The sequence below is a fragment of the Flavisphingomonas formosensis genome (assembly GCF_009755815.1).
In the GTDB taxonomy this organism is placed as follows: domain Bacteria; phylum Pseudomonadota; class Alphaproteobacteria; order Sphingomonadales; family Sphingomonadaceae; genus Flavisphingomonas; species Flavisphingomonas formosensis.
Genome location: NZ_WRPK01000003.1, coordinates 26,881 through 51,460, shown reverse-complemented (window position 1 = coordinate 51,460; position 24,580 = coordinate 26,881). Strand labels below are relative to the sequence as shown.

Sequence of the window (24,580 nt, the reverse complement as noted above, 5' to 3'; positions counted from 1 at the left end):
TAGGTAACCACCATGTTCGATCCGCTCGATACCGCCCTCACCCGCCTGCTCGGCTGCCGCTATCCGATCGTCCAGACCGCGATGGGCTGGGTCGCGACGCCGCCGCTGGTGATCGCCACCAGCGAGGCGGGCGCGTTCGGCTTCCTCGCCGCCGGGGTAATGACGCCCGCCGAGGTGCGGGACGGCATCGCCGCGGTGCGCAAGGGGACGGCGAAGCCGTTCGGCATCAATTTCCACATGTTCCAGCCGGGCGCGGCGGAAATCGTGGAGATCATCATCCAGAATGCGGACCAGGTGCGCGCCGTCAGCTTCGGCCGCGGGCCGGATGCGAAGATGATCGCCCGCTTCAAGGATGCCGGCATCATCTGCATGCCGACGGTCGGCGCGGTGAAACATGCCCAGAAGATGGTGCAGCTCGGCGTCGACGCGGTCACGGTGCAGGGCGGCGAAGGCGGCGGCCATACCGGCTCGGTGGCGAGCACGATCCTGCTGCCGCAGGTGCTCGATGCGGTGAAGGTGCCGGTCGTCGCGGCCGGCGGTTTCGGCGACGGGCGCGGCCTGGCGGCGGCTCTGGCCTTCGGCGCGGTCGGCATCGCCATGGGCACGCGCTTCCTGATGACCCAGGAGAGCGCGCCGCCCGCGCACATCAAGGCACGCTATGTGAAGGCCGGCACGGACGACATCGTCGTCTCGACCAAGGTGGACGGCCTGCCGCAGCGGATGATCCGCAACAAGCTGCTCGACCGGATCGAGGCCGAGCATGGCCTCGGCATCTGGAAGCGCGGCATGGAGAGCGGCCTTGCCATGAAGAAGCAGAGCGGCGCCTCGTTCGGCGACCTGTTCAAGGCGGCGCAGGGCATGCGCAGCCATGGCGGGCTCACCATCGCCCAGGCGATGACCGCTGCCGCCGCCCCGATGATGATCCAGAAGGCGGTGGTCGAGGGCGATGCCGACAACGGCCTGATGGCGACGGGCCTCGTCGCCGGCCGCCTCACCGACCTGCCGACCTGCCAGGAGCTGATCCAGTCCATCATGTCGGAAGCGCGCGAACGCATCGCGGCGCTGACCGGCGCCACCGTCGTTTCGGGAGCCGCCTGAATGCCCATCAAGACCAGCATTTCCGATCGCATCGGCGAGATCGTCATCGATCATCCCCCGGTCAATGCGCTGGACAGCGAGGGCTGGAACGCCCTGCCCCGGATCATCACCGAGCTTGGCAACAACGAAGAGGTGCGCTGCATCCTCATTCGCGCCGAGGGCCGCGGCTTCTGCGGCGGCGTCGATATCAAGGAGATGCAGGCGCATCCCGAGCGGATCGTCTATCTGAACCGCGGCAACTACCTGACCTTCCGTGCGGTGCGCGCCTGCCCGGTGCCGGTGGTGACGGCGGTGCACGGCTTCGTGATCGGCGGTGGCATCGGCATCTGCGGCGCCTCCGACGTGGTGATCGCGGCCGAGGGCGCCTATTTCTCGCTGCCGGAGGTGGATCGCGGCGCGATGGGCGGCGCCAGTCACCTGCAGCGCATGTTCTCGATCCAGAAGGTGCGCGCCGCCTTCTTCACCGGCGGCAGGATCAGCGCCGAGGAAGCCTATCGGGTCGGCGCGGTCGAGAAGCTGGTGCCGCTCGACAAACTGGCCGAGGAGGCGCGCGCCTTCGCCGGCATCATCGCCTCCAAGTCGCGCACCGCGCTGCTGCTCGCCAAGGAAGCGCTGAACGGGCTCGAGCCGCGCGACGTGGACCAGGGCTATCGCTTCGAACAGGGCTTCACCCTGGAAATGTACATGCACGAGGACAGCCAGAAGGCGCGCGACGCGTTCGTCGAAACCAAGGGGGCGGCGAAGTACTGAGCCATGGATCTGGAATATACCCCCGAACAGAATGCCTTCCGCGCCGAAGTTCGCGCGTGGATGGAGGCCCATGTCCCCAAGACGCCGCTCAAGACGCTGGAAGGCCGCGAGGGCTATGACCAGCATGTCGAATGGGAGCGCGAGCTCGCCTCCGGCAATTGGGGCATGGTCACCTGGCCCGAGGCCTATGGCGGCCGCGGGCTCGATCTCATCCGCTGGCTGATCTTCGAAGAGGAATATTATCGCGCCGGCGCGCCGCTGCGCGCGAACCAGAACGGCATTTTCCTGCTCGGCCCGACGATCATGGAATATGGCACGGACGAGCAGAAGGCGCGCTTCCTGACGCCGATGGCCAAAGGCGAGGTGATCTGGGCGCAGGCATGGTCCGAGCCCAATGCCGGATCCGACATGGCGGCGATCCGCAGCCGCGCAGTGCGGGACGGCGACCATTACGTCATCTCGGGCCAGAAGACCTGGTCGAGCCGCGCCGCCTTCGCCGACTGGTGCTTCGGCATCTTCCGCACCGACAGCGAGAGCAAGCGGCACAAGGGCCTGTCCTTCATCCTGCTGCCGCTCGACTCGCCGGGCGTCACGATCCGGCCGATCCGCCAGCTTCACGGCGAAACCGGCTTTGCCGAGATATTCTTCGACGAGGTTCGCGTACCGGTCGAGAACCGGATCGCGGGCGAAGGCGAAGGCTGGAACGTCGCGATGGCGACGGCCGGCTTCGAGCGGGGGCTGATGCTGCGCTCGCCGGCGCGCTTCCAAGCTGCCGCCAAGCGGCTGGTCGCGCTTTACAAGGAACATGCGGCGACGGCCTCTCCGGCCGCGCACGAGGCCGTGCTGCAGGCCTGGATGGATGCGGAGGCCTATGCGCTCAACACCTATTCGGTGGCGGCGACGGTGATCGCGGGCGGCCATATCGGCGCCGAGGCGAGCCTGAACAAGATCTTCTGGTCGGAGCTCGACCGCGCGGCGCACCGGGCGGCGATGAGCCTGCTCGGTGCGACCGCCGAGTTGCGCACTCTGCCCGACGGCGCCGCGAATATCTGGCAGGAGGGCTACATATTCTCGCTCTCCGGCCCCATCTACGCAGGATCGAACGAGATCCAGCGCAACATCATCGCCGAGCGCCTGCTCGGCCTGCCGCGCTGAGGAGGGCGGGGATGGATTTCCGCTTTACCGAAGACCAGCTGAACCTGCGCGAGGCGATCCGCGACTATCTGACCGGCGAGCACACGCCGGAGGTGCTGCGCCGTCTGGACGTCGAGGGCGGCCGCGATGCCGCCATCTGGGACGGACTGATCGGCATGGGCATCGGCGGCCTGCTGGTGCCCGAGGCCGAGGGCGGCCTCGGCATGGGACTGATCGAGGCCGCGATCGTCGCGGTCGAGCTCGGCCGCGCCAATGTCTCCGAGCCGATCGCCGACACCGCGCTGGTCGCCACGCCGCTGCTCGGCAGCGATCAGCGGGCCGCCATCGCCGCCGGTGCGCTGAAGGTTGCGCTCGCCCATCCGATCAATCCGTGGATCGCCGATCTGGACAGCGCCGATATGGTGCTGGCCGGCGAAGCCGCCCTGCCCGCTCCGGAGGATCCGGCCCCGGTCGATACCGTCGATCCGCTGCGCCGGCTGTTCGCGCCGATCGAATGCGCCGCGGACGACCGGCTGCTCGACCGGGCCGCGCTGATCGCTGCCGCGCAGCTGATCGGGGGAGCCGAGCGGATGCTGGAGCTGGCGACCGACTATGCAAAGACGCGCGAGCAGTTCGGCCAGCCGATCGGCAGCTTCCAGGCGATCAAGCATCATCTCGCCACCGTCGCGGTGAAGCTGGAATTCGCCCGGCCAGTGCTGTGGCGCGCCGCCTATGCTGCGCAGCAGCGCGCAGCGCGGACGCCGATCCACATCAGCCACGCCAAGGTTGCCGCCACCGACGCCGCGATGCTGGCCGCCGAGACCGCCATCCAGGTGCATGGCGCGATGGGCTATACCTATGAGGTCGACCTGCATTTCTGGATGAAGCGCGCCTGGGCGCTGGCCGGAGCCTGGGGCGACCGTGCCTGGCACCAGCGCCGCATCGAAGCCGCCGTGATCGGCGGCGGCATGGCGATCGGCCCCGAAACAACCTTCGCAAGCGAGCTCAATCATGGCTGAAGCCTATATCGTCGATGCAATCCGCACCCCCACCGGCAAGAAGAAGGGCAGCCTCGCCGGTTGGCACCCGGCCGATCTTGGCGCTATCCCGATCAAGGCGATCGTCGAGCGCACCGGCATCGATCCGAACGCCGTGGACGACGTTGTGTGGGGCTGCGTCGACGCGATTGGCCCGCAGGCAGGCAATATCGGGCGCAGCGCCTGGCTGGCGGCCGGCTACCCCGAGGCGGTGCCCGGCGTCACCATCGATCGCCAGTGCGGCTCCTCGCAGCAGGCGATCCACTTCGCGGCACAGGGCGTGCTGAGCGGAACGCAGGATCTGGTGATCGCCGGCGGAGTGCAGAATATGAACGCCATCCCGATCTCGGCCGCGATGTTCGCGGGCCAGACCTATGGTTTCGAGACGCCCTTCTCCACCTCGCCGGCCTGGAACGCTCGCTACGGCAACGAAGAGGTCAACCAGATCTACGCCGCCGAGAAGATCGCCACCACCTGGGGCATCAGCCGCCACGACATGGAGGTGTTCGGCGCGGAGAGCAACGCGCGCGCCGAACGCGCGATCGACGAAGGCCGCTTCGACAGCCAGATCGTTCCGGTCGGCGACTTCAAGATGGACGAGACGGTCCGCCGCGGCACGACGCTGGAGGGCCTCGCCAACCTCAGGACGGTGCGCGAGGGCGGCATGATCACCGCCGGCGTCTCCAGCCAGATCTCCGATGCCGCGGCCGCGCTGCTGATCGCCAGCGAAAAGGCGGTGAAGGAGCACGGGCTGAAGCCGCGCGCGCGCATCCATCACCTGACGGTGCGCGGCGACAGCCCGATCTTCATGCTCACCGCACCGATCCCGGCCACGCGCCATGCCCTGGAGAAGACCGGCCTCAAGCTCTCGGACATCGACCTGGTCGAGATCAACGAGGCCTTCGCCAGCGTCGTGCTGGCCTGGGCCAAGGAGCTCGATGCCGATCTCTCCAAGGTCAACGTCAATGGCGGCGCGATCGCGCTCGGCCATCCGCTCGGCGCCACCGGCGCGAAGCTGATGACCACGCTGCTCTACGAGCTGGAGCGGACCGGCGGGCGCTATGGTCTGCAGACCATGTGCGAAGGCGGCGGCCTCGCCAATGTGACGATCATCGAGCGGCTCTGAGCGCGATGATCTGCACTTCCGTCATGCCGAACTTGTTTCGGCATCCACTCATCGGCAGGCATCTGCCGCGCGTGGAGGACGCTGCCGCTTCGGCAGCATCCGGAACGGACCAGGGGAATGACGCCCGGTGGATGCTGAAACAAGTTCAGCATGACGAGAGGGCCGCCTGATGCCCTGCTACGCCTATCAGGGGATCGTCCCGGTGGTGGACCCGACCAGCTATGTCCATCCGCTGGCATCGCTGATCGGCGACGTCATCATCGGCCCCGGCTGCTTCATCGCGCCGGGCGCCTCGCTGCGCGGCGATTTCGGACGGATCGTCGTAGAAGGCGACAGCAGCATACAGGATAGCTGCACCATCCATGCCTCGGCGGATCGGGACACGGTGATCGGACGGGGCGCCACGATCGGCCATGGATCGATCATCCATGGCGCAGTGATCGGCGAGAATGCGCTGGTCGGCATGAATGCGGTGGTGCTCGACAATGCCGAGATCGGGCCGGAAAATCTGGTGGCGGCGCTCGCGCTGGTGAAATCGGAAACGATCACTCCGCCGCGCAGCCTGGTTGCCGGCAATCCGGCCAAGGTGGTGCGTACGCTGGAGCCGAATCAGGTGACGTGGCGCAATGACGGCCATGGCGAATATCAGCGGCTGGCGCGCGAGGCGCTGACCGACTTCGTGGAAGTGGAGCCGCTGGCGGCGGTGGAGGCGAACCGGACGCGGCTGCGCTCCGAAGCCGTCGGCGTGCGGCTGAGCGGACCGACAGCCGAGCGGCGGGAAGCGCGCGCGGCGCAACAGATGCAAAAGGGAAGGCAAGACTGATGGCAGGTATCTGCGAGGGGCGCGTCGTAATCGTGACGGGCGCGGGCAACGGCCTCGGCCGTGCTTATGCTCTCGGCCTGGCGGCCGAGGGCGCCAAGGTCGTGGTCAACGATCTGGGCGTCGGCACCCATGGCGAGAGCGGCGAGACGATGGGCGCCGCCGAGAAGGTGGTGGCGGAAATCAAGGCGGCCGGCGGCGAAGCCGTCGCCAACACCGCCGACGTCGCCGACTGGGACGCGACCAAAGGGATGGTCGAACAGGCGATCGCGGCCTTCGGCCGCCTGGACGCGGTGGTGAACAATGCCGGCTTCGTGCGCGACCGCATGTTCGTTTCCTGCACGCCGGAGGAATGGGATGCGGTGACCCGCGTCCACCTGCGCGGCCATTTCTGCACCAGCCGCCATGCGGTCGATTATTGGCGCGCGCAGCAGAAGGCGGGCAATCCGATCGACGCGCGTATCATCAACACCAGCTCCGGCGCAGGCCTGCAGGGCAGCGTCGGCCAGAGCGCCTATTCGGCCGCCAAGGCCGGCATCGCGGCGCTCACGCTGGTGCAGGCAGCCGAGCTGGCGCGCTACGGCATCACCGCCAATGCGCTGGCGCCCAATGCGCGCACCCGCATGACGATGACGGCCTTCGCCGACACGATGACGTCCCAGCAGGACGCCGCCTTCGATCCCTATGCGCCGGAGAATACCGCGCCGCTCGTCGCGTGGCTGGTTTCCGAACAGTCGAAGAGCGTGACCGGCCAGGTGTTCGAGCCGTTCGGCAGCACCATCCGGATCAGCGAGGGCTGGACCGACGGACCGACCTCCGCCGATCTCGGCCGCCGGCTGGAGCCCGGCGAGGTGGGTGAGATCGTCGAGGCGCTGGTTGCGGGGCGCACGCCGGCCAAGCCCGTCTACGGCACCGCCTGAGCCATGTCCTTCGCGCTTACCGACGAGCAGATCGCGGTCCGCGAGGCGGCGCGCGACTATCTGCGCGACAACGCCGATTTCGAACGGCTGCGCAAGACGATCGAGAGCGAAGCCGGGTGGGACGAGGCGCTGTGGCAGGGCTTCGCGCAAGAGCTTGGCTTTGCCGGCCTCGGCATATCGGAGGCGGATGGCGGCATCGGCCTCGGCCCGATCGAGCAGGCGCTGATCCTCGAGGAACTGGGCCGCGTGCTCGCGCCGATCCCCTGGTTCGAGAGCGTGGTGCTCGCGGCCGGGACGATCGCCGAGGCGGGCAGCGAGGCCCAGCGGGCCACGCTGCTGCCCTCGATCGCCTCGGGCGAGACGATCGCGACGCTGGCGATGCGCGCGCCCTCGGGCGCGGCGCTGCCCGGCGGCATCGGCCCGCGGATCAGCGGCGGGCGGATCACGGGCGAGGCGCATTATGTGCCCTTCGGCCATGTCGCGCAGCTTTTCGTCGTCGCGGCGCGGAACGACGCGGGTGAAGGCTGGGACGGCATCTCGCTGGTCGCCGTCCCCGCCGACCAGCCCGGTGTCAGCATCGAGCGCGTGACCAGCCTCGACCTCACCCGTCCCTATGCGAAGATCCGCTTCGACAATGTCGCGGCGGATGCCGGCCCCGTGCTGGTAGGCGGCGGCGCCGCGCTGCGCCGCGCTCTGGCGGCCGCTTCCGGCCTGCTCGCGTCCGAACAGCTCGGCGGCGCGGTGCGCTCGCTCGACGAGACCGTCGCCTATTCCAAGGAGCGGGTGCAGTTCGGCCGGGTGATCGGCTCATTCCAGGCGATGAAGCATCGCATGGCGGACATGAAGCTGCTCGTCGACACGGCGCGCTCCGCCGCGGACTGGGCGGCGCGGGCGATCGCCGCGGGCGGGGATTTCAAGCTCGCCGCGGCGGGCGCGCGCAGCTATTGCAGCGACGCCTATCTGGCCTGCGCGGCCGATGCGATCCAGCTGCATGGCGGCATCGGCTTTACCTGGGAACATCACGCCCATCTTTTCTTCAAGCGCGCGCGGGCCTCGGCGACCCTGCTCGATCCGCCCGCGCAGCATCGCGAGACGATCGCCCGGGCGATCATCGACAAGGCAGATCCGGAGGCCGCCTGAATGAGCCGCACTATTCCCCCCTACCCCACCGGTCACAATCTCCTGGCCGGCAAGACCTGCGTCGTCACCGCCGCGGCCGGCACCGGCATCGGTTTCTCCGCGGCCAAGCGCGCCGCAGAGGAAGGCGCCACCGTGCTGATCAGCGATTTCCACGAACGGCGCCTCGGCGAAGCGGCCGATCGCATCGCGGAAGCCACCGGTCAGCGCCCGATCACCGCGATCTGCGACGTGACCAGCGAGGATGCCGTGCAGGCGCTGCGCGACACCGCGGTGCGCGAGCTCGGCCATGTCGACATATTGATCAACAATGCCGGCCTCGGCGGCACGGCGACCGTGGTCGAGATGACCGATGCCGAATGGTATCGCGTGATCGACGTGACGCTCACCTCGGTGCTGCGCATGAGCCGCGCCTTCCTGCCCCATATGTACGAGCGCAACACCGGCGCGATCGTCAACAACGCCTCGGTGCTCGGCTGGCGCGCGCAGCATGGCCAGGCCCATTATGCCGCGGCCAAGGCGGGCGTGATGGCCTTCACCCGCTGCTCGGCGATCGAGGCGGCGGAGCACAGCGTGCGGATCAACGCCGTGTCGCCCTCGATCGCGATGCACGCCTTCCTCGCCAAGGTGACGACGGACGAGCTGCTCGCCGAGCTGTCCGCGCGCGAGGCCTTCGGCCGCCCGGCCGAGGTGTGGGAGATCGCCAACGTCATGATCTTCCTGGCGAGCGACCTCGCCAGCTACATGACCGGCGAGGTCGTCTCCGTTTCCAGCCAGAGGGCCTGACCATGGTGGCGCCCGTCGTCTTCGCCAATCCGCGCGACCTCCTCGGCAGCGAGGGCACCAAGTTCGGCCCGACCGAATGGCTCCAGATCGAGCAGACGCGGATCGACCAGTTCGCCGATGCGACCGAGGATCATCAATGGATCCATGTCGATGCCGAGCGCGCCAAGGACGGCCCCTTCGGCAAGACGATCGCGCATGGCTACCTGACCCTCAGCCTTGCCAACAAGTTCCTGCCCGAGCTGGTCGACGTCCAGGGATTCAGCCACGGCGTCAACGTCGGCACCGACAAGACGCGCTTTCTGGCGCCCGTGCCCGTCGGCTCGCGCATCCGCGCGGTCGGCGAGATCGTCTCGGCCGAGGAGATCAAGGGCGCGATCCAGTCGATCGTGCGCATCACCATCGAACTCGAAGGATCGGACAAGCCGGCCTGCGTGGTCGATACGATCAACCGCTATTATCCGGAGTAAGTTCATGCCGCTTTCGCATCAGGACATCGAGGCCCGCGTGAAGGCCTATGTCGACGCCTTCAACTCCGGCAGCGCCGAGGCGGTGGCCAATCTGTTCGCGCCCGACGGGCTGCTCGAAGATCCCGTCGGCGGTGCCTCCGCACGCGGCCATGACGACATCCTCGCTTTCTATGCGCGCAGCATGGCGATGGGCGCCAAGCTCACGCTCAGCGCACCGATCACCAGCGCGGCAGATACCGGCGCCTTTGCCTTCTACGCGGCGGTGGGCGACATGCGCATCGACGTGATCGAACTTCAGCACTTCAATGCGGACGGCAAGATCACACATATGAAGGCGTATTTCTCCAACGAGAATATGCACAAGATCGGAGCCTGACCCCATGCGTGAAGCCGTCATCGTTTCCACCGCCCGCACCGGCATCGGCCGCGCCTATCGCGGCGCCTTCAACGACACCGAGGCGCCGGTGCTTTCGGGCCATGTCGTGCGCGAGGCGATCGCGCGCTCGGGGATCGATCCGCAGCGCATCGACGACATCTTCCTGGGCGTCGGCACCCAGTCCGGCACGCAAAGCTACAATATCGGCCGGCTGACCGCGGCGACCGCGGGCCTCGGCCAGGCCGTTCCCGGATTCGCGCTCGATCGCAAATGCGGCTCCGGCCTCACCGCGGTCGCACTCGCCGCGCGCTCGATCATCGCCGGCGATATCGATGCGGCGGTCGGCGCGGGCGTGGAATCGATCTCGCTCACGCTCACCAAGCATGCGTCCACCTATCGCAACCGCTCCCAGGCGGTGATCGCGGCCGAGCCGCATGCCTATATGCCGATGATCGAGACCGCCGAGATCGTCGCCGAACGCTACGGCATCAGCCGTGAGGCGCAGGACGAATTCTCCTATGTCAGCCAGCATCGCGCCGCCGCCGCGCAGGCCGCCGGCCGCTTCGCCGACGAGATCGTGCCGATCACCGTCCAGAAGGCGCTGTTCGACAAGGAAGGCAATGAGACCGGCAAGCAGGAGGTGACGCTCGACCGCGACGAGGGCGTCCGGGCCGACACCACGCTGGAAGGTCTCTCCGCGCTGAAGCCCGTCTACAAAAATGGCGAGGTGATCAAGGAAGGCCATCACATCACCGCCGGCAATGCCAGCCAGCTGTCGGACGGCGCCTCGGCGCAGGTGATCGTGGCACGCGACATCGCCGAGAAGGAAGGCCTGCCGATCCTCGGCGTCTATCGCGGCTTCCAGGTCGCGGGCTGCGCGCCGGAAGAGATGGGCATCGGCCCGGTCTTCGCGATCCCCAAGCTGCTCGCGCGCGCGGGCCTCACGATCGAAGACATCGATCTGTGGGAGATCAACGAGGCGTTCGCCAGCCAGGCGCTCTATTGCCGCGACAAGCTGGGCATCGATCCGGAGAAGCTCAACGTCAATGGCGGCGGCATCGCGCTCGGCCACCCGTTCGGCATGACCGGCAGCCGCATGGTCGGCACGGCGCTGCTCGAGGGCAAGCGCCGCGGGGCGCGCTATGTCGTCACCTCGATGTGCATCGCGGGCGGCATGGGCGCGGCGGGGTTGTTCGAATTGGTGTGATCAATGACCGAAGCCCTCTCCCTGATTGGGAGAGGGTTTGGGAGAGGGCAGTCGCGACGAGCTGAGAGCTCTGCTCTTGGTCTGACGCCCCTCTCCCCAGCCCTCTCCCCGGTGGGGAGAGGGAGCTAGGATAAGGGGAGAGAAGTCATGGCAGGCCTGCTCGAAGGACGTTCCACGATCGTGACCGGCGGTGCCAGCGGCATCGGCCGCGCGACCGCCCTCGCCTTTGCCGAGGAGGGCGCGAAGGTTGCCATCGCCGATACGGATCTGGCCGGCGCCGAGGAAACCGCCGAGATGATCCGCGCCAAGGGCGGCGAGGCCTATGCGGTCGAGTGCGACGTCACCGATCAGGCGGCGGTCGATGCTTTCGTCGATGGCGTCGCCGAGCGCTGGGGCGGGATCGATGCGGCGTTCAACAATGCCGGCATCTCGCCCGAGGACTTCACCGTGCCGTGGGGCGATCTCGGCCCCGCGGACCTCACCATGGACACCAATTACCGCGCCGTGCTGCTCTGCATGGCGGCGGAGCTGCGCCACATGGTCAAGGCCGGCAAGGGCTCGATCATCGGCACCTCCTCGATCGCCGGCCAGTCGGGCAATGGCGGTGCGGGCTATTGCGCCAGCAAGCATGCGGTGATCGGCCTCACCAAGTCCGCCGCCGTGAAATATGCGCCGATGGGCATCCGCGTGAACTGCGTCTGCCCCGGCGTGATCGAGACGGGGATGACCGCGCCGCTGATCGCCGATCCGCAGGCCAACGCCTTCCTGAAGACGCTGCAGCCGATGCCGCGCATCGGCCAGGCAAGCGAGATCGCCGACGCCGTCGTCTTCCTCGCCTCGGACAAGTCGAGCTTCATCACCGGTCATCCGCTGGTGGTCGACGGTGGCTGCCTGGCCCGCTGATTCTGCACCGGAGCCAAGTCCGAACGCCAAAATTCACAATGCACCGAAGGACCGCGAAACCCACGGTTTTCAGCGCTCTTCGGTGCAGTGTGGCCGGATCGATCATATCACCTGATTGTGATAGCTTGACGAAACGCCTCGAAGCTGTTCCCTGCGCGTGTCGAGTTTGGACGATCCGAAGGTGAGGGAGCAGCGCAAAATTGGCTGACGGAAGCGAAACGGAGCGCAAGGCCGGTGGCCGCGCGAACGGGCGGGACGAAGACGCCGATTTCACGCTGGACCGGATCGACGAAAAGATCATCGCCACGCTGCGCCAAAGCGGCCGGATCGCCAATCGCGATCTTGCGCGAATCGTCGAGGTCAACGAGGCGACGGTGCGCACGCGCCTGCGCCGGCTGGAAGAAAGCAACACCGTCCGAGTCGTCGCCATGCGCGATTTCAACGCGATGGGCTTCGACGCGCTTTCCGCCGTGGGCGTCCAGGTCAAAGGCCGGACGGCGGCGGATGTCGGCGCCGATCTCGCCAAGCTGGACGCGGTCGTCACGGTCAGCGTCGCGATCGGCACCTACGATCTCGAAATCCAGGTGATCGCCCGCGACCTCAGCGATCTCGATCGCATCCTCACCCACGAGATCGCGCACGTCCCCGGCGTCGAACGGCTGTTCCCGGGCCTTGCCCTCAAGGTTCTCAAATATAATCCCGAATGGTCGCCGCTATGAGCCGCATCACCCTCGACGAACTCGATCACCAGATCATCGAACGCCTCGGCAAGGACGCACGCGTCAGCAACCGGGAGATCGGGCGCGAATTCGGGCTGACCGAAGGCACCATCCGATCGCGGCTGAAGCGCCTGCTGGACAATAAGGTGATCCGCGTCGCCGCCATCACCAACACCAAGCGGCTGGTGAATCCGATTCTCGCCTATCTGTGGATCGAAGCGGATACGGCGGGCCACATCGAAGGACTGGCCTCGACGCTGGCCAAGCTGCCCGAGATCACCTTCGTCGCGACGATGCTTGGCCGTGCCGACGTGCTGGCGATGACGCTGGTGGAAAATGGCAACCAGTTGACCGAATTCCTGCACCAGACGATCGACAAGATCGATGGCGTCCGTCGCGTACGCTACAGCCTTGGCCAGAATTTCATCAAGCACGACTTCCGCTGGTGCGCGCTGGTGGAGGAAAATGGCGAGCGCCTCGTCGCAGAGGACATGGACTGATCGCGACCCGGGTGCGGGCAAATTTTGAATGTGCTGACTTTAGGGTGAAACGATCCTTAGAAGCCGTTCGGGCTGAACTTGTCGAAGCCGTCACTTTCTTAAGGGACGAAAAGAAGGGAGCACTTCGACAAGCTCAGTGCAAGCGGGTGAAAAGATGGCGCTATGCTTCAACCTAAGCTCATCGGCGCCCGCGGCTTCCGCCGGGGCGACGATGATCTCTATGAAGACATAGATGGTCAGCCCAGTTCGCTGATCCGTTCTTCCACAACGAACAGCCGCGTTTTGCCGCGATCGAGGAAATTCTTCTCGTCCGCCTCGATCTGTGTCCAGACTTCAGGCGTGGCGGTGACGGCCATGGCATGATCATAGGCGGCACGGTCGGGATACCAGAGTTCGGTCACTACATCGAAATCGAACGGCGCGGCCTCCGGAAAGACATAAGCCCCTTCGAAATCCGCGAAGTTGCGGCGATAGCCGCTGATCCCAGGCGTCAGCCTCAGGATCAGCGGCACATGGCGGTTTTCATAATAGTCGATGAACTGCTCGCGCGTCAGATCGGCGCGGCGCTTGAGCAGCGCGATGACCTTGAAGCTCACAGATCGCCCCGCGGCTCGCGTGGCAGACCCAGGCCACGCTCGGCGATGATGTTGCGCTGGATCTGGCTCGCGCCCGCATAGATGGTGTCGGCGCGCGAGGCGAGGTGCATGTGGGTGAGCTGATCGAAGCGATACTCGTCGGCATGGCCGATCTCGCCCGCCAGGCCCTGCACGTCCATCGCCAAGTCGCCGAGCGCACGGTGCCAGCGCGACCAGTAGAGCTTGGAGGTCAGCGCCTCCTCGCCCAGCTGTTCGGTGGATTCGTCGGACAGCGTCCTGATCAGGCCGTGCTTCATGATCTCGAGGCCGGTCCAGGCATCGGCGATACGCTGGCGGATCAGCGGATCCCGCGCCTTGCCATTGGCCTTGGCGGTGGCGATCAGGAGATCCAGTTCATTGGCGAAATGCATCTGCTGGACGACGGTGGAGACGCCCCGCTCGAAACCCAGCGTCGCCATCGCGATCGCCCAGCCCTGCCCCGGCGCGCCGACGATATTGTCGGCATCGGTCACGGCGCCGTCGAAGAACAGCTCGGCGAACTCCGCCTCGCCGGTCATCTGCCGGATCGGGCGCACGGTGATGCCCGGCTGGTCGAGCGGCACGAGCAGATAGGCGAGGCCCTTCGGCCCCTTGCTGCCTTCCTCGACGCGGGTCACGACGAACGCCCAATCCGAATACATGCCGAGCGAGGTCCAGATCTTCTGGCCGTCGATCACCCAGCGGCCATTTTCCAGCCGCGCGCGGGTGCGCACATTGGCAAGGTCCGATCCGGCATTAGGCTCGGAATAGCCCTGCGCCCAGAGCGCACGGCCTGCCGCGATATCGGGCAGGAAGCGCGCCTTCTGCTCGTCGGTGCCGAAGGCGATGATGGTCGGCCCCGCGAGTTCGACGCCGATATGGCCGACGCGCGACGGGGCCTTGGCCAACGCATATTCCTCGGCGAACGCCACCTGCTCGGCGATGCTCGCGCCGCGGCCGCCATAGGCCTTGGGCCAGCCGATGCAGCTCAGGCCGGCCGCGCCCAGCGCCTGCTCCCACTCGCGCCGCCGCGGGGGCGCCGTCGTGAAATCGGCAACGCCCTTCAGATCCGCGAATGGCCCGGACAGGGCCTCGGCAAGCCAGGCCCGCGCTTCTTCACGCAGGCCGCTCACGACTGCACCTGCCCGGACGAACGATCACCCATCAATCTTCACCACCTTCGTTTTCGGCACCGGATGCTCGCTGGCGCTCGTCCAGCGGAGCAGCATCGTGCCCTGGTCATGCCCGGCCTTGTCGACCCAATTGCCGTAGCCGGGATCCTTGTCGGCGAGGACGATCGTCACCGATCCGTCCGGATTCAGCTTCGCCGTATGCTTGTTCACATGCACCTTGTGGTGCCGGTAATCGAGCGACTCGAACCAGATATTGTCGACCTGGAAGTTCCAGAAGGTGCATTCGGGGACCGGCGTCTCGATCACCAGCGCCTCGCCCGGCGCCAGCTTCCAATAGCCATGCAGGTAGAAGATGGTCGGATCGCCGCCCGCCTTGTAGAACATCGTCTGGTCGGTGGTCTCCAGCTTGTTGAGCTGCTCGCCGACCAGCATGTCCGTCCAGCGCAGGAAGGTCTTGGCCGTGCCTTCGACGAAGGCGGCGGCGCGCTGGAATCCCTGTTCCAGCTTCTCGGCAGTCAGCGGCACCGGCGTCGGCTGCGGCGGATCGATCGCCTCGATCTTGATCTTGGCGGGTTCCTCATTGTCGCGGTCGAGGAAAGTCTGGCGGACCAGCAGCATGGAGCTGTCCTCGGCAAGGGGCAGCCAATTGCCGTTCGCCTTGTCCTTGCTCACGATGATCTCGAAGCTGCCGTCCGGGCCGAACTGCATGTCGGCGGAATCGAGCTCGCCGGTCGAGGCCATGGTGCCGTCGATCGCATAGCGATTGGCCTTGGTGCCGAAGCTCAGGATCGGCACGCTGTTGCGCTTGCCGGTGATGCGATAGCGGCGCGCGCCCGAGATGGACGCATTCATGTAGATGTTGTCGGGATTGTCCGCGCCGATCTTCGCCGTGGGATGGGAGGCCGCATAGAAGCCGGGGAAATCGGTGTCCGCTTCCTCCAGATGCATGTCGAGCGCGATCCGGGTCAGGCGGCTCAGATAACGATAGCCCTCGGCCTGGTCGATCGGCGTGCCGGCCAGATCATAGTTGAGCACCACCTGACCAATCGCATCCAGCCGCCGGCAGAAGTCGCTCCAGGCTTCGCCCGATGCGACGCGCTTTTCCGCTTCACTGCTCATAATCTCTCTCCTGCCGCTCAGGGCGCCATATATTGGCCGCCATTGACGTCGAGCGACGCCCCGGTGACCACCTTCGAAAAATCGGACACGAAGAACAGCACGGCCCGGGCGCAATCATCTTCCGGCGGAATGATGCCGATCGGAATGCGCGCCGTGATCTCCGCGATCACCTCGTCACGGTCCCTCCCCGCGGCCACTTCGCGATCGATATGGCCCCAGACCGGCGCGCCGCCGATCCAGCCCATGCGCGCGACGTTGACGCGGATGTTATGCTTGCCGAAATCCTTGGCCATGTGCCGGCTCAACGCATTCATGCCGCCCTTGCCGGTGGCATAGGCGCCCTCGCCCGGAAAGGGATTGACGGTCGACATGGTCGACACGTTGACGATCGCGCCGCCGCCCGCCTTCTGCATCGACGGCAGGCAGGCTTGCGCCATGCGCAACGCGCCCGCTGCATTGACGTTGAACACGGACGCAAACTCCTCGGCATCCGCGACATCGGTCGGCAGCCATGCGCCATGCGCATAGGCGCTGTTGACGAGGCCGGTGATCGGACCGAACGCCGCTTCGGTCGCCTCGGCCAGCGCGCGGCACTGGTCGGCGCTGGTGACGTCGGTCGGCACCGCCACTGCTTGGCCGCCCTTCGCCTTGATGTCGGCCGCCACCTCGTCGAGGAACGTCTTGTTGCGCGCGCCGAGGCCGACCTTGGCGCCTTCCGCCGCAGCGATGCGGGCCATTGCCTGGCCCATGCCCGGCCCCACGCCGCTGATCACGATCACTTTATCCTTAAGCAGCATGGCGAATGTCCTCTCCCGCGGGGATCTGGTTGAGCGCGACGTCGATCGGATTATCCACCACCGGGCAATAGGTGCCGGCGGGACCATACATCACCGCGACGCAGCGGTTGCAGGCCGTGCATTGTGAATGGTGGCTGCGATCGGCGCGGAACTTGTTGACGATGTCGGGATCGTGGACGAGCGCGCGCGCCATGACGACTGCGTCGAAGCCGGCATCCAGCGCCGTTTCCGCACCTTCGAGCGACTGGACGCCGCCGAGATAGCCGAGCTTCGTCGAAACCGCGGCACGCACCTTTTTGGCCGCATCCAGCAAATAGAGTTCGCGGAAAGCGAGATTTTTGGGGGTGGTCGCCTTCAGTAGCTTGAACTGCAGCTTGGCGAGCAGGCCGCCCTGCATCGCCGCCAGATCGTCATAGGGCATCGGGCTGCCGAAGATCTGCCACGACGCCTCGATGTTACGTCCGGCGGACAGCACCAGCATGTCTGCCCCAGCTGCCTCGAGCGCACGGGCGGTCACGATCGCATCGTCCACCGTCGCGCCCTTGGCGACACCATCCAGCAGGTTGATCTTGGCAAGCACCGCGATCCGGTCGCCTACCGCACGCTTCACCGCTGCGAGCACCTCGGCCGGATAACGGATACGGTTTGCGGCGGTGCCGCCATATTCGTCGGTGCGCTTGTTGGAGAGCGGCGAGACATATTGGTTGAGCAAATAGCCATGGCCCATGTGCAGCTCGACCGCGTCGAAGCCAGCCGCCACTGCCCGCTCCGCCGCGGCGACGAACTCGCCGACGATCTGGTCCATATCGGCGCGGGTCATCTGGCGCTGGAAGACGCGCCCCATCATCACGCCCATCTTGTCGATGCCGCCGCTCGACGACATCGCCCGCCGGGTGGACAGCTCCTTATGTTGGACGAAGCTGCCGCCATGGGTGATCTGCGCCGAAGCCTTCGCTCCTTCCGCATGGATCGCATCGGTAATCGCGCGATAATGCGGCACGGCGCGATCGTCGATCACGCCCTGTTCCGAGAAGGTGCGGCCGTCGCGGCTGATCGCGATATAGGCGAGGGTCGTCATGCCGGTGCCGCCCGCCGCGATCGCCCGATGCAATTCGAGCAGCGACCTGGTGGGCAGCGAGGCCTTGACCATCATCTCGTTCGCCCCGGACCGGATGAACCGGTTGCGCAAGCCGATCGGGCCGATCTGGACCGGGGAAAAGGCGTCGGCCATGCTCAGCCCTCGAGCGGCGGCGCTGGCGGCATGTCCGGCGGCACGTCCTTGAACCAGAAATTCTGCGCTTCCTCGACGCGGTGGGTGATACGCCAACCCTCGGGCGTGCGGACCAGCTTGTCGGCATAGACGCAGCCGCACAGGAAGACGTCGTTGCGCAGCTCGGGCCCGCACTGCATCGGATTGATCAGCATCACGCGCGAGCGCGCGGTATCGCCGTCGACGACGATGTCGGGCAGGCCGATCAAATGCTGCGTCTTGGGATAGCGGGAGAGCGACTCCTTCAGCCACGGCTTGATCTGGGGGAGACTGCCCTTCACCCCGCCCGCGGCAGTATAGTCGATCGCGGCGTCCGGCGTGAACACCTGGTCCAGCCGGTCGACATCCTTGTCGTCGATCGCGAAGACGTAGCGCGTCAGCAGCTTCTGGATTTCGAAGATGTCGGAAAGCTCCTGAACGTCCATGCCTCTCTCCTCGCTTTTATGATGATGGTTTGCGTGCCGGTCGGGGGCTCAGTCGAAATTCGCCTGGCCACCGTCCAGCGGAATGGTCGTACCGGTCAGATAGGAGAAAGCGGGCGTACACAAGGCCGCCACGGCCGCGCCGATATCCTCCTCGCATCGGCCGATCCGGCGTAGCGGGATCGTCTTGAAGAAGGCCGCCGCCTCGTCCGGCTTGGCCTCGAACCATGCCTTCAGCCCCGGCGAGTCGGCGTGGGGCGCGATGGTGAGCGCACGGATGCCGTCCTGGCCCCATTCGGCGGCGGCCGCACGGGTGAGCTGGCGGATCGCCTTCTTGACCGCGCCATAGCAGCCATAGCCGGACATGTCCCATCGCTCGGACGCCGAGGTGGCGAGATTGATGATCACGCCTTCGCCGGTGCGCTTCAGATAGGGATGGCAAGCCTTCATCAGCCGGAAGGTAGCGAGCGGGCCGGAATCGAAGCCCGCCTCGAACGCCTCGTCCTCGACCGCCAGCAACGGGCCGAGCGGCACCTCCTGGGCGTTGTTGACGAGGATGTCGACGCCGCCGAACGCGGCGACCACATCCGCGACCAGCTTTTCCAGCGAGGCCTTGTCCTTGACGTTGCACAGAAAGCTCTCGGCCTTCACGCCGAGCGCGCGCAATTCCTCCGCGACCTCGCCGATATTGCCGGGGCTGCGGCCCGATACGGCGATGTTCGCGCCGAGCTTCGCCAGCGCGATCGCGATGCCGCGGCCCACGCCCTGTCCGGCGCCCGTGATGAGCGCGACCTTACCTTCGAGTTGCTTGGTCATGAATCAGGCCACCGCGAGAGACGCCGGAGCGCCGGGAAGATGGGGTTCGAACCGGCCCGCGGTCCAGCCGCCATCGACCGCGATCTCCGCGCCGGAAATGTAGCTCGCCTCGTCGCTCGCGATGAACAGCGAGGCGCGGGCAATCTCTTCCGGTTCACCGATCCGCTGCAGCGGCACGGTGGTGTAGCGGCTGTTGAGCGACTCACCGACCTCGCCGGTAGGATTACCCATGTCGGTGTTCACGCCGCCCGGATGGATCGAGACCACGCGGATGCCCGACGGCCCGAGTTCATAGGCCAGCGACTTGCTCATGCCGCGCACGGCCCATTTGCTGGCGGTATAGGCGATGAGGCCGTTGCAGCCGCGCAGGCCATCGACCGACGAGATGTTGATGATCACACCGCGACCATTGGCCTTCAGGGCCGGAATCGCATGCTTCACGCCCATCAGCGTGCCGATCACGTTGATGTCGAGCACGCGCTCGGCATCTTCCTTGCGGATCTCGTCGACCGCGCCGAAATGGGTGATCGCGGCATTGTTGACGAGAATGTCGAGCTTGCCGAACTTGCCCGTCGCGGCGGCGACCACGCGCTGCCAATCCTCCTCCGAGCGCACGTCGAGCTTTTCGAAATGTGCAGCATCGCCGATCTCGGCGGCTACCGCGCGGCCCTTCTCCTCCAGCACGTCGCCCAGCACGACCTTCGCGCCTTCCGCCGCGAACAGGCGCGCCGTGGCGGCGCCCATGCCTTGAGCCGCACCGCTGATGATTGCTACTTTTCCGGCCAACCGAGCCATAAAGGAGTCTCTCCTGATTCGACCGGCTGTGGCACCGGTTTGCTACGCAACCTTGTGGACCCGCCCAGCGGCTGTCAAGGATATGCGTGTTGATTTCCGGTTTTCGTTCTGCAATTCAGCATCGATACTGGCGACCGGTTAGGCGCCTGCGGATATAAGATGTAGCATGGAGCAGGGGCATCTGGTGAGCGAGGCGCTTTTTCCCAAGGGGGCAGCCATTGTCTTCGGCGGCACAGGCGGCCTGGGCGCAGCATCCGCGCGCGAGCTTGCCCGCTCGGGCAGCGACCTTGCGCTATGCTACCGCTCGCGCAAGGAGCAGGCGGAAACGCTGGCGGAGGAATTCCGCGCTTTCGGCCGCACCGTCACTATCCACGCCGCGGATGCGACCGATGCGGACAGCATCGCCGCAGCACGCGATGCAGCACAGGCGGCGCATGGCAGGATCCACACGCTTGTCTGGGCGGCCGGCCCGCTCGTCGAGCAGCTCCATCTCTCGCGCACGCCTGCCGAGCATTGGAAACATGCGATCGACGTGGAGGTGCACGGTTTCTTCGCCGCCACCCAGGCGCTGATCCCCCATTTCCGCGAGCAGGGCGGCGGCTCCTTCGTGCATCTCGGCTCGGCCGGCCATCTGCGCTGGCCCGATCGCGACGGCCTGTCGGTCGCGCCCAAGGCCGCGAACGAGGCGCTGATCAAGGGCCTCGCGCGCGAGGAAGGCCGCTATGGCATCCGCGCGAACAGCGTGCTCGTCGGCGTGATCGATTCCGGCATGTTCCATGACCTGCTCGCCAAGGGCGCCTTCGACGAACGCTGGATCGCCGCGACCAAGAGCGCGCTGGCGATCAAGCGCTGGGGCGCGCCGGAGGAGATCGGCTATGCCGTGAGCTTCCTCGCATCCAATCGCGCACTTTACGTAACCGGACAACAAATCGCCGTCGCCGGCGGCTTCGGAATCTAAACGGAGAAGACCAAGTGGCTGATACCGCCCGCGTACCCGACAGCGACGTCCTGGCCGCCGAGGCCCGCAAGATCACCGGCCTCGACGATTTCGGCGATCCCTGGATCTTCGAAAATCTGAACGCCCTGATCCCGATCCTGAACAGCGAGGCGCGGCTGACCGAAGTCGGCGTGGGCGGCGCGGTCGCGATGATCACCACCGCACTCGTCAACCGCCTGCGCCATGTCGACCTGGTCAAGAAGCATCCTGAGATCCTCGACGAGGAAGTGGATGTCGCCGCGGTCGTCGTCGGCCTGCCGCGTACCGGCAGCACCATGCTGCACCGCATGCTCTCCTCCGCGCCTGGCATGACCGGCGTGAAATGGTGGGAATGCCAGAATTACGCCCCCTTCCCCAATGAGACGCTGGGCAATCCGGAGCCACGCCGCGAGGCCGCCTCGGCCTATCTCGCCTATATGCTCGAGCATGCGCCCGACCTGATGTCGATCCACCCGATGAGCATCGACCAGTCGGACGAGGAGCTGATCATCCTCGGCCTGCTCTTCTCGAGCACGATGATCGAGGGCATGTATTATGTCCCGACCTATGCGCGCTGGCTGATCGAGAACAGCCGCACCCGCTGCTACAAGGATCTCAAGCAGATCCTCCAATCGCTGCAGTGGCAGGACAAGAAGCGCAAGGGCGCCAAGTGGGTGCTCAAGACGCCGGGCCACCTGATGGCACTGGACGCGGTGCTGGAGACGTTTCCAGGCGCCAAGATCGTGATGACGCACCGCGATCCGGTGTCCACCGTGCCCTCCTATTGCAGCATGATGTACACGCTCTACGGCATGGGCGCCGAAGTCGATCGGAAGAGCGTCGGCGACTTCTGGGAGAAGCGCCTCGCCGAGCTCCTCACCCTGTTCATGGACATTCGCAAGAAGTCCGGCGACGCGAGCTTCATCGACGTGCGCTACACCGCACTCACCAAGACGCCGATCGAGGAAGGCAAGCGCGTACTGGCCGAGGCCGGCATCCCCGTGACGCCGGAAATCGAGGCCGGGATGAACGACTGGGTTGAGGCCAATCGCCGCGAGGACCGCGCGCCCCATCAATATACGCTCGAGGATTTCGGGCTGGACAAGGCCGACATCGAAGCCAAGTTCGCCGACTATCGCGCCACCTATCTGGACCAGGGCGTCAAGGCATGAGCCCGATCGACCGGCTGATCGCGATCGAGGAGATCAAGCGGCTGAAGGCGGAATATTTCCGCTGCACCGACGAGAAGGATTGGGAGACGCTGCCGGGCATCTTCACCGAGAATGCCGAAACCGACATGCGCGCGGCGGTGGAGCCGTATAATCCCGATCTGCTTTCGTACGATCCCAGGGCGTTCGCGAAGAACAACGGCATGGTCCTGGAAGGCGTGAAGACCGCGCACTTCGGCTATATGCCGGTGATCGACATAGTGAGCGAGACCGAGGCAGCCGGCAAATGGTCGATGGAGGACTGGCTCTGGGTGCCGGAGGGCAATCCGGTGATGCCGGCCGGGCGCATGCACGGCTGGGGCCATTATTATGACCGCTACAGCAAGGTGGACGGCCGCTGGCTGATCTCCGCCTCCAAGCTGCTGCGCGTCAAGATCGAATGGTCATGAGCGGCGGCGCTCCCCTCGCCGGCAAGCGCGCGCTCGTCACCGGATCGAGCGCGCCGCTCGGCGCCGGCATTGCCGCGCGATTGGCAGCGGACGGCGCCGAAGTCTGCCTGCACGGCCGGGATGCGGACCGGCTGGAGCAGGAGCGCCAGCGGATCGCGGCGACCGGCGCGCGCGTGCACGCCGTGCGGGGCAGCCTGTCGAGCGATGCCGAGGCTGCCGCGGTGGTCGATGCGGTGCAGGCCGCGATGGGCGGCGTCGACATCCTCGTCAACAATGCCGGCGGCGAATCCGCGGGCGGCGGGCGCACCGAATGGCTCGACGTCGATGCCGAGACATGGAACGCCACCTTCAACAGCAACGTCGCCTCGATGATCCGCATGATCCGGCCGTTCGTGCCGGGCATGAAGGAACGCGGCTGGGGCCGGCTGATCCAGCTCTCCAGCGTGTCGGTGGATACGCCGATGACGCTGATCCCGGACTATCAGGCGGCCAAGGCGGCGATCCGATCGCTGACGCGCAGCCTTGCGATGACGCTCGCCGGCACCGGCATCACCGCCAACAGCGTCAGCCCCGGGCTCACCCGCTCGCACGGGCCAGAGCGCTGGCTGCGCAGCATCGCCGGCGACATGGGCTGGCCCGAGGACTGGCCGTCGCTCAAGGCGGAGGTGGAACGCACGATGATCCGCAACTTCGCCGGCATGATCGGCGAGCCGGTGAACATCGCGCATGTCGTCGCCTTCCTGGCGGATCCGCGCGCGGACTTCGTGAACGCACAGGATATCGTCGCCGACGGAGGGCATTGAGAAACCTCATCCTCCCCCGAAGGGGGAGGGGGACCATGCGCAGCATGGTGGAGGGGTTCACGCCTGCCACAAGCGGTTCGCGCGCAGCGAGCGGGAGCCCCTCCACCGCGCTTCGCGCGGTCCCCCTCCCCCTTCGGGAGAGGATGAATGCTGCTAAACCCCGCGCCGGAGCAACCGAAAGAACTTATACGACGGATCCGCCTCGCCCGGCTTGCCGATATAGCTGCCCTCCAGGAAGGGATGGCCGATATCGATGATCGAGGGGTCGTGGATGTTGGCCCAGTCGGTCACGATCGCGTGGTGGAGATATTTCCACACGCCGTCGCGCTTCTCATATTTGTCGAAATAGCGGCCGCCGACGAGCACGTCGATCGAGCGATCCTCCAGCTTCACGCGGTGCATGGCGAGCAGATAGATCTCGCCCTCGGCATAATCGCCGTCCACAGCGATGTTCATCGTGGTGATATTGTGGTGAAGGATCTCCATCGGCGCCTGGATCTCGGGCAGCTTCTCGATGAAGTCCATCGCCGGGCCGCTCGACATGTGGCCGTGATCGTCGATCGCATCCTCATGATAGAGGGTGCGGATCTTCACATGGTCGTGGCGGTCGGAGGCGTTGCAATAGGCATAGACGAGGCTGCGTATCTCGTCCTTGTCGATAAGCAGCTGCAACTTGGCTTCGTCGATCGCCATAAGCGGACATCCTCCTCGTGAGACGGTTATGCTGCGGCTTTCCGCGCAGCATGGAAGGCTTCGGCCCGCGCCTTGAGCGCGAAGGCGGTATCGTCGAACGCGCGCTTCACCCACCCGGCGCAGAAGAACATGACATGCTTGCCATTCTCGCCGATGAAGGCATCGGTGGAATGATAGCGGCACGTGTCCGGCCCGAGCGCCTCGATCACCTGATCGCGCCGCGCGGGATAAGGCATGGCCTCGCTATAGGGGAGCTCCCAGGAGAGCAGCCTCTCCGGCTCGAACGCGCAGATATATTCGCAGCCCGGATAGACTTCGCCTGGGACGGTGTAGCTGTTGAGCTGCATATGCACCGGCGCGCCCATCTCGAGCGTGGATCGTGCCGAGAAGCAATAGGGGTTCCATTCCCCGTAGCGGGGCAGATCGGTGAGGATCTCCCACACCACGGAGGCCGGCGCCGCGATCTCGACGGTTTCCGACCGGACCGTGGTCGCGGGATCATATTCGGGCAGTTCGATCGGCATGTCTCGGCTTCCTCTTTCAA

Annotated in this window: 29 protein-coding genes; 19 read left to right on the top strand and 10 right to left on the bottom strand. The window is 66.2% G+C overall.

Annotation, left to right across the window (positions count from 1 at the left end):
• Nucleotides 1-12 precede the first annotated feature (12 nt).
• The 15 genes from GQY20_RS09690 to GQY20_RS09620 all read left to right on the top strand — a co-directional run bounded on the left by GQY20_RS09690 (nucleotide 13) and on the right by GQY20_RS09620 (nucleotide 12,980).
• Nucleotides 13-1,098, top strand: a complete 1,086-nt coding sequence (locus tag GQY20_RS09690; protein WP_157216890.1) for an NAD(P)H-dependent flavin oxidoreductase — start codon at nucleotides 13-15, stop codon at nucleotides 1,096-1,098.
• Entirely contained in the window at nucleotides 1,099-1,848 is a 750-nt protein-coding gene (locus tag GQY20_RS09685; RefSeq protein WP_157216889.1) for an enoyl-CoA hydratase family protein, read from the top strand.
• 3 nt (nucleotides 1,849-1,851) lie between these two features.
• Nucleotides 1,852-3,003, top strand: a complete 1,152-nt coding sequence (locus GQY20_RS09680; RefSeq protein WP_157216888.1) for an acyl-CoA dehydrogenase family protein — start codon at nucleotides 1,852-1,854, stop codon at nucleotides 3,001-3,003.
• An 11-nt stretch (nucleotides 3,004-3,014) separates the two neighbouring features.
• Nucleotides 3,015-4,001, top strand: coding sequence for an acyl-CoA dehydrogenase family protein (locus tag GQY20_RS09675; protein WP_157216887.1), 987 nt, complete (start codon nucleotides 3,015-3,017; stop codon nucleotides 3,999-4,001).
• The gene (locus tag GQY20_RS09670) at nucleotides 3,994-5,145 is read left to right on the top strand and encodes an acetyl-CoA C-acetyltransferase (protein WP_157216886.1); all 1,152 of its coding nucleotides are present in this window, start codon (nucleotides 3,994-3,996) and stop codon (nucleotides 5,143-5,145) included. The genes GQY20_RS09675 and GQY20_RS09670 overlap by 8 nt, the downstream gene beginning before the upstream one ends.
• Nucleotides 5,146-5,314: 169 nt before the next feature.
• On the top strand, nucleotides 5,315-5,968 hold the full coding sequence (locus GQY20_RS09665; protein WP_157216885.1) for an LbetaH domain-containing protein: 654 nt from the start codon (nucleotides 5,315-5,317) through the stop codon (nucleotides 5,966-5,968).
• The gene (locus GQY20_RS09660; protein WP_157216884.1) at nucleotides 5,968-6,885 is read left to right on the top strand and encodes an SDR family oxidoreductase; all 918 of its coding nucleotides are present in this window, start codon (nucleotides 5,968-5,970) and stop codon (nucleotides 6,883-6,885) included. Before GQY20_RS09665 ends, GQY20_RS09660 begins: the two co-directional genes overlap by 1 nt.
• A gap of 3 nt (nucleotides 6,886-6,888) precedes the next feature.
• A complete protein-coding gene (locus GQY20_RS09655) occupies nucleotides 6,889-8,025 on the top strand; it encodes an acyl-CoA dehydrogenase family protein (RefSeq protein WP_157216883.1) in 1,137 nt (378 codons plus the stop codon).
• Nucleotides 8,026-8,808, top strand: a complete 783-nt coding sequence (locus tag GQY20_RS09650) for an SDR family oxidoreductase (RefSeq protein WP_157216882.1) — start codon at nucleotides 8,026-8,028, stop codon at nucleotides 8,806-8,808.
• Nucleotides 8,809-8,810: 2 nt separating this feature from the next.
• Nucleotides 8,811-9,275 carry a MaoC family dehydratase gene (locus GQY20_RS09645; RefSeq protein WP_157216881.1) on the top strand — a complete coding sequence of 155 codons (465 nt, stop codon included), beginning with the start codon at nucleotides 8,811-8,813 and terminating at the stop codon, nucleotides 9,273-9,275.
• 4 nt (nucleotides 9,276-9,279) lie between these two features.
• Nucleotides 9,280-9,651: a nuclear transport factor 2 family protein gene (locus tag GQY20_RS09640; RefSeq protein ID WP_157216880.1), complete on the top strand. Its 372-nt coding sequence runs from the start codon at nucleotides 9,280-9,282 to the stop codon at nucleotides 9,649-9,651.
• A gap of 4 nt (nucleotides 9,652-9,655) precedes the next feature.
• Complete coding sequence (locus tag GQY20_RS09635; RefSeq protein ID WP_157216879.1) at nucleotides 9,656-10,858, top strand: thiolase family protein; 1,203 nt, start codon at nucleotides 9,656-9,658, stop codon at nucleotides 10,856-10,858.
• 147 nt (nucleotides 10,859-11,005) lie between these two features.
• A complete protein-coding gene (locus tag GQY20_RS09630; RefSeq protein ID WP_157216878.1) occupies nucleotides 11,006-11,761 on the top strand; it encodes an SDR family NAD(P)-dependent oxidoreductase in 756 nt (251 codons plus the stop codon).
• Between the two features lie 200 nt (nucleotides 11,762-11,961).
• Entirely contained in the window at nucleotides 11,962-12,480 is a 519-nt protein-coding gene (locus tag GQY20_RS09625) for an Lrp/AsnC family transcriptional regulator (RefSeq protein WP_157216877.1), read from the top strand.
• Nucleotides 12,477-12,980 carry an Lrp/AsnC family transcriptional regulator gene (locus tag GQY20_RS09620; RefSeq protein ID WP_157216876.1) on the top strand — a complete coding sequence of 168 codons (504 nt, stop codon included), beginning with the start codon at nucleotides 12,477-12,479 and terminating at the stop codon, nucleotides 12,978-12,980. The genes GQY20_RS09625 and GQY20_RS09620 overlap by 4 nt, the downstream gene beginning before the upstream one ends.
• A 236-nt stretch (nucleotides 12,981-13,216) precedes the next feature.
• Here the strand turns inward: GQY20_RS09620 and GQY20_RS09615 are convergent, their stop codons facing one another.
• The 8 genes from GQY20_RS09615 to GQY20_RS09580 are packed head-to-tail and all read right to left on the bottom strand — an operon-like array spanning nucleotide 13,217 to nucleotide 19,946.
• Nucleotides 13,217-13,576 carry an EthD domain-containing protein gene (locus tag GQY20_RS09615; RefSeq protein ID WP_157216875.1) on the bottom strand — a complete coding sequence of 120 codons (360 nt, stop codon included), beginning with the start codon at nucleotides 13,574-13,576 and terminating at the stop codon, nucleotides 13,217-13,219.
• A complete protein-coding gene (locus tag GQY20_RS09610; protein WP_157216874.1) occupies nucleotides 13,573-14,727 on the bottom strand; it encodes an acyl-CoA dehydrogenase family protein in 1,155 nt (384 codons plus the stop codon). Before GQY20_RS09610 ends, GQY20_RS09615 begins: the two co-directional genes overlap by 4 nt.
• Nucleotides 14,728-14,751: 24 nt before the next feature.
• Complete coding sequence (locus tag GQY20_RS09605) at nucleotides 14,752-15,846, bottom strand: DUF1214 domain-containing protein (protein ID WP_157216873.1); 1,095 nt, start codon at nucleotides 15,844-15,846, stop codon at nucleotides 14,752-14,754.
• A gap of 17 nt (nucleotides 15,847-15,863) precedes the next feature.
• Entirely contained in the window at nucleotides 15,864-16,643 is a 780-nt protein-coding gene (locus GQY20_RS09600) for an SDR family oxidoreductase (RefSeq protein ID WP_157216872.1), read from the bottom strand.
• Nucleotides 16,633-17,874, bottom strand: coding sequence for an NADH:flavin oxidoreductase (locus GQY20_RS09595; RefSeq protein ID WP_157216871.1), 1,242 nt, complete (start codon nucleotides 17,872-17,874; stop codon nucleotides 16,633-16,635). Before GQY20_RS09595 ends, GQY20_RS09600 begins: the two co-directional genes overlap by 11 nt.
• A 2-nt stretch (nucleotides 17,875-17,876) precedes the next feature.
• Nucleotides 17,877-18,338, bottom strand: a complete 462-nt coding sequence (locus GQY20_RS09590) for a nuclear transport factor 2 family protein (protein ID WP_157216870.1) — start codon at nucleotides 18,336-18,338, stop codon at nucleotides 17,877-17,879.
• 48 nt (nucleotides 18,339-18,386) lie between these two features.
• Nucleotides 18,387-19,151: an SDR family NAD(P)-dependent oxidoreductase gene (locus GQY20_RS09585; RefSeq protein ID WP_157216869.1), complete on the bottom strand. Its 765-nt coding sequence runs from the start codon at nucleotides 19,149-19,151 to the stop codon at nucleotides 18,387-18,389.
• Between the two features lie 3 nt (nucleotides 19,152-19,154).
• A complete protein-coding gene (locus tag GQY20_RS09580; RefSeq protein WP_157216868.1) occupies nucleotides 19,155-19,946 on the bottom strand; it encodes a glucose 1-dehydrogenase in 792 nt (263 codons plus the stop codon).
• A 184-nt stretch (nucleotides 19,947-20,130) separates the two neighbouring features.
• On the opposite strand from GQY20_RS09580, the gene GQY20_RS09575 reads away from it, so the two are divergent.
• The 4 genes from GQY20_RS09575 to GQY20_RS09560 are packed head-to-tail and all read left to right on the top strand — an operon-like array spanning nucleotide 20,131 to nucleotide 23,343.
• Nucleotides 20,131-20,904 (top strand): SDR family NAD(P)-dependent oxidoreductase, encoded by a 774-nt coding sequence (locus tag GQY20_RS09575; RefSeq protein ID WP_157217310.1) that lies wholly within the window; start codon nucleotides 20,131-20,133, stop codon nucleotides 20,902-20,904.
• A gap of 14 nt (nucleotides 20,905-20,918) precedes the next feature.
• Nucleotides 20,919-22,094, top strand: coding sequence for a sulfotransferase family protein (locus GQY20_RS09570; RefSeq protein WP_157216867.1), 1,176 nt, complete (start codon nucleotides 20,919-20,921; stop codon nucleotides 22,092-22,094).
• Entirely contained in the window at nucleotides 22,091-22,540 is a 450-nt protein-coding gene (locus GQY20_RS09565; RefSeq protein ID WP_157216866.1) for a nuclear transport factor 2 family protein, read from the top strand. The genes GQY20_RS09570 and GQY20_RS09565 overlap by 4 nt, the downstream gene beginning before the upstream one ends.
• Nucleotides 22,537-23,343: an SDR family NAD(P)-dependent oxidoreductase gene (locus tag GQY20_RS09560; protein WP_157216865.1), complete on the top strand. Its 807-nt coding sequence runs from the start codon at nucleotides 22,537-22,539 to the stop codon at nucleotides 23,341-23,343. Before GQY20_RS09565 ends, GQY20_RS09560 begins: the two co-directional genes overlap by 4 nt.
• Nucleotides 23,344-23,496: 153 nt before the next feature.
• On the opposite strand, the gene GQY20_RS09555 is transcribed toward GQY20_RS09560, so the two are convergent.
• Both GQY20_RS09555 and GQY20_RS09550 read right to left on the bottom strand, forming a co-directional pair.
• On the bottom strand, nucleotides 23,497-24,036 hold the full coding sequence (locus GQY20_RS09555; RefSeq protein WP_157216864.1) for a nuclear transport factor 2 family protein: 540 nt from the start codon (nucleotides 24,034-24,036) through the stop codon (nucleotides 23,497-23,499).
• 26 nt (nucleotides 24,037-24,062) lie between these two features.
• Nucleotides 24,063-24,560, bottom strand: a complete 498-nt coding sequence (locus GQY20_RS09550) for an SRPBCC domain-containing protein (protein ID WP_157216863.1) — start codon at nucleotides 24,558-24,560, stop codon at nucleotides 24,063-24,065.
• Nucleotides 24,561-24,580 lie beyond the last annotated feature (20 nt).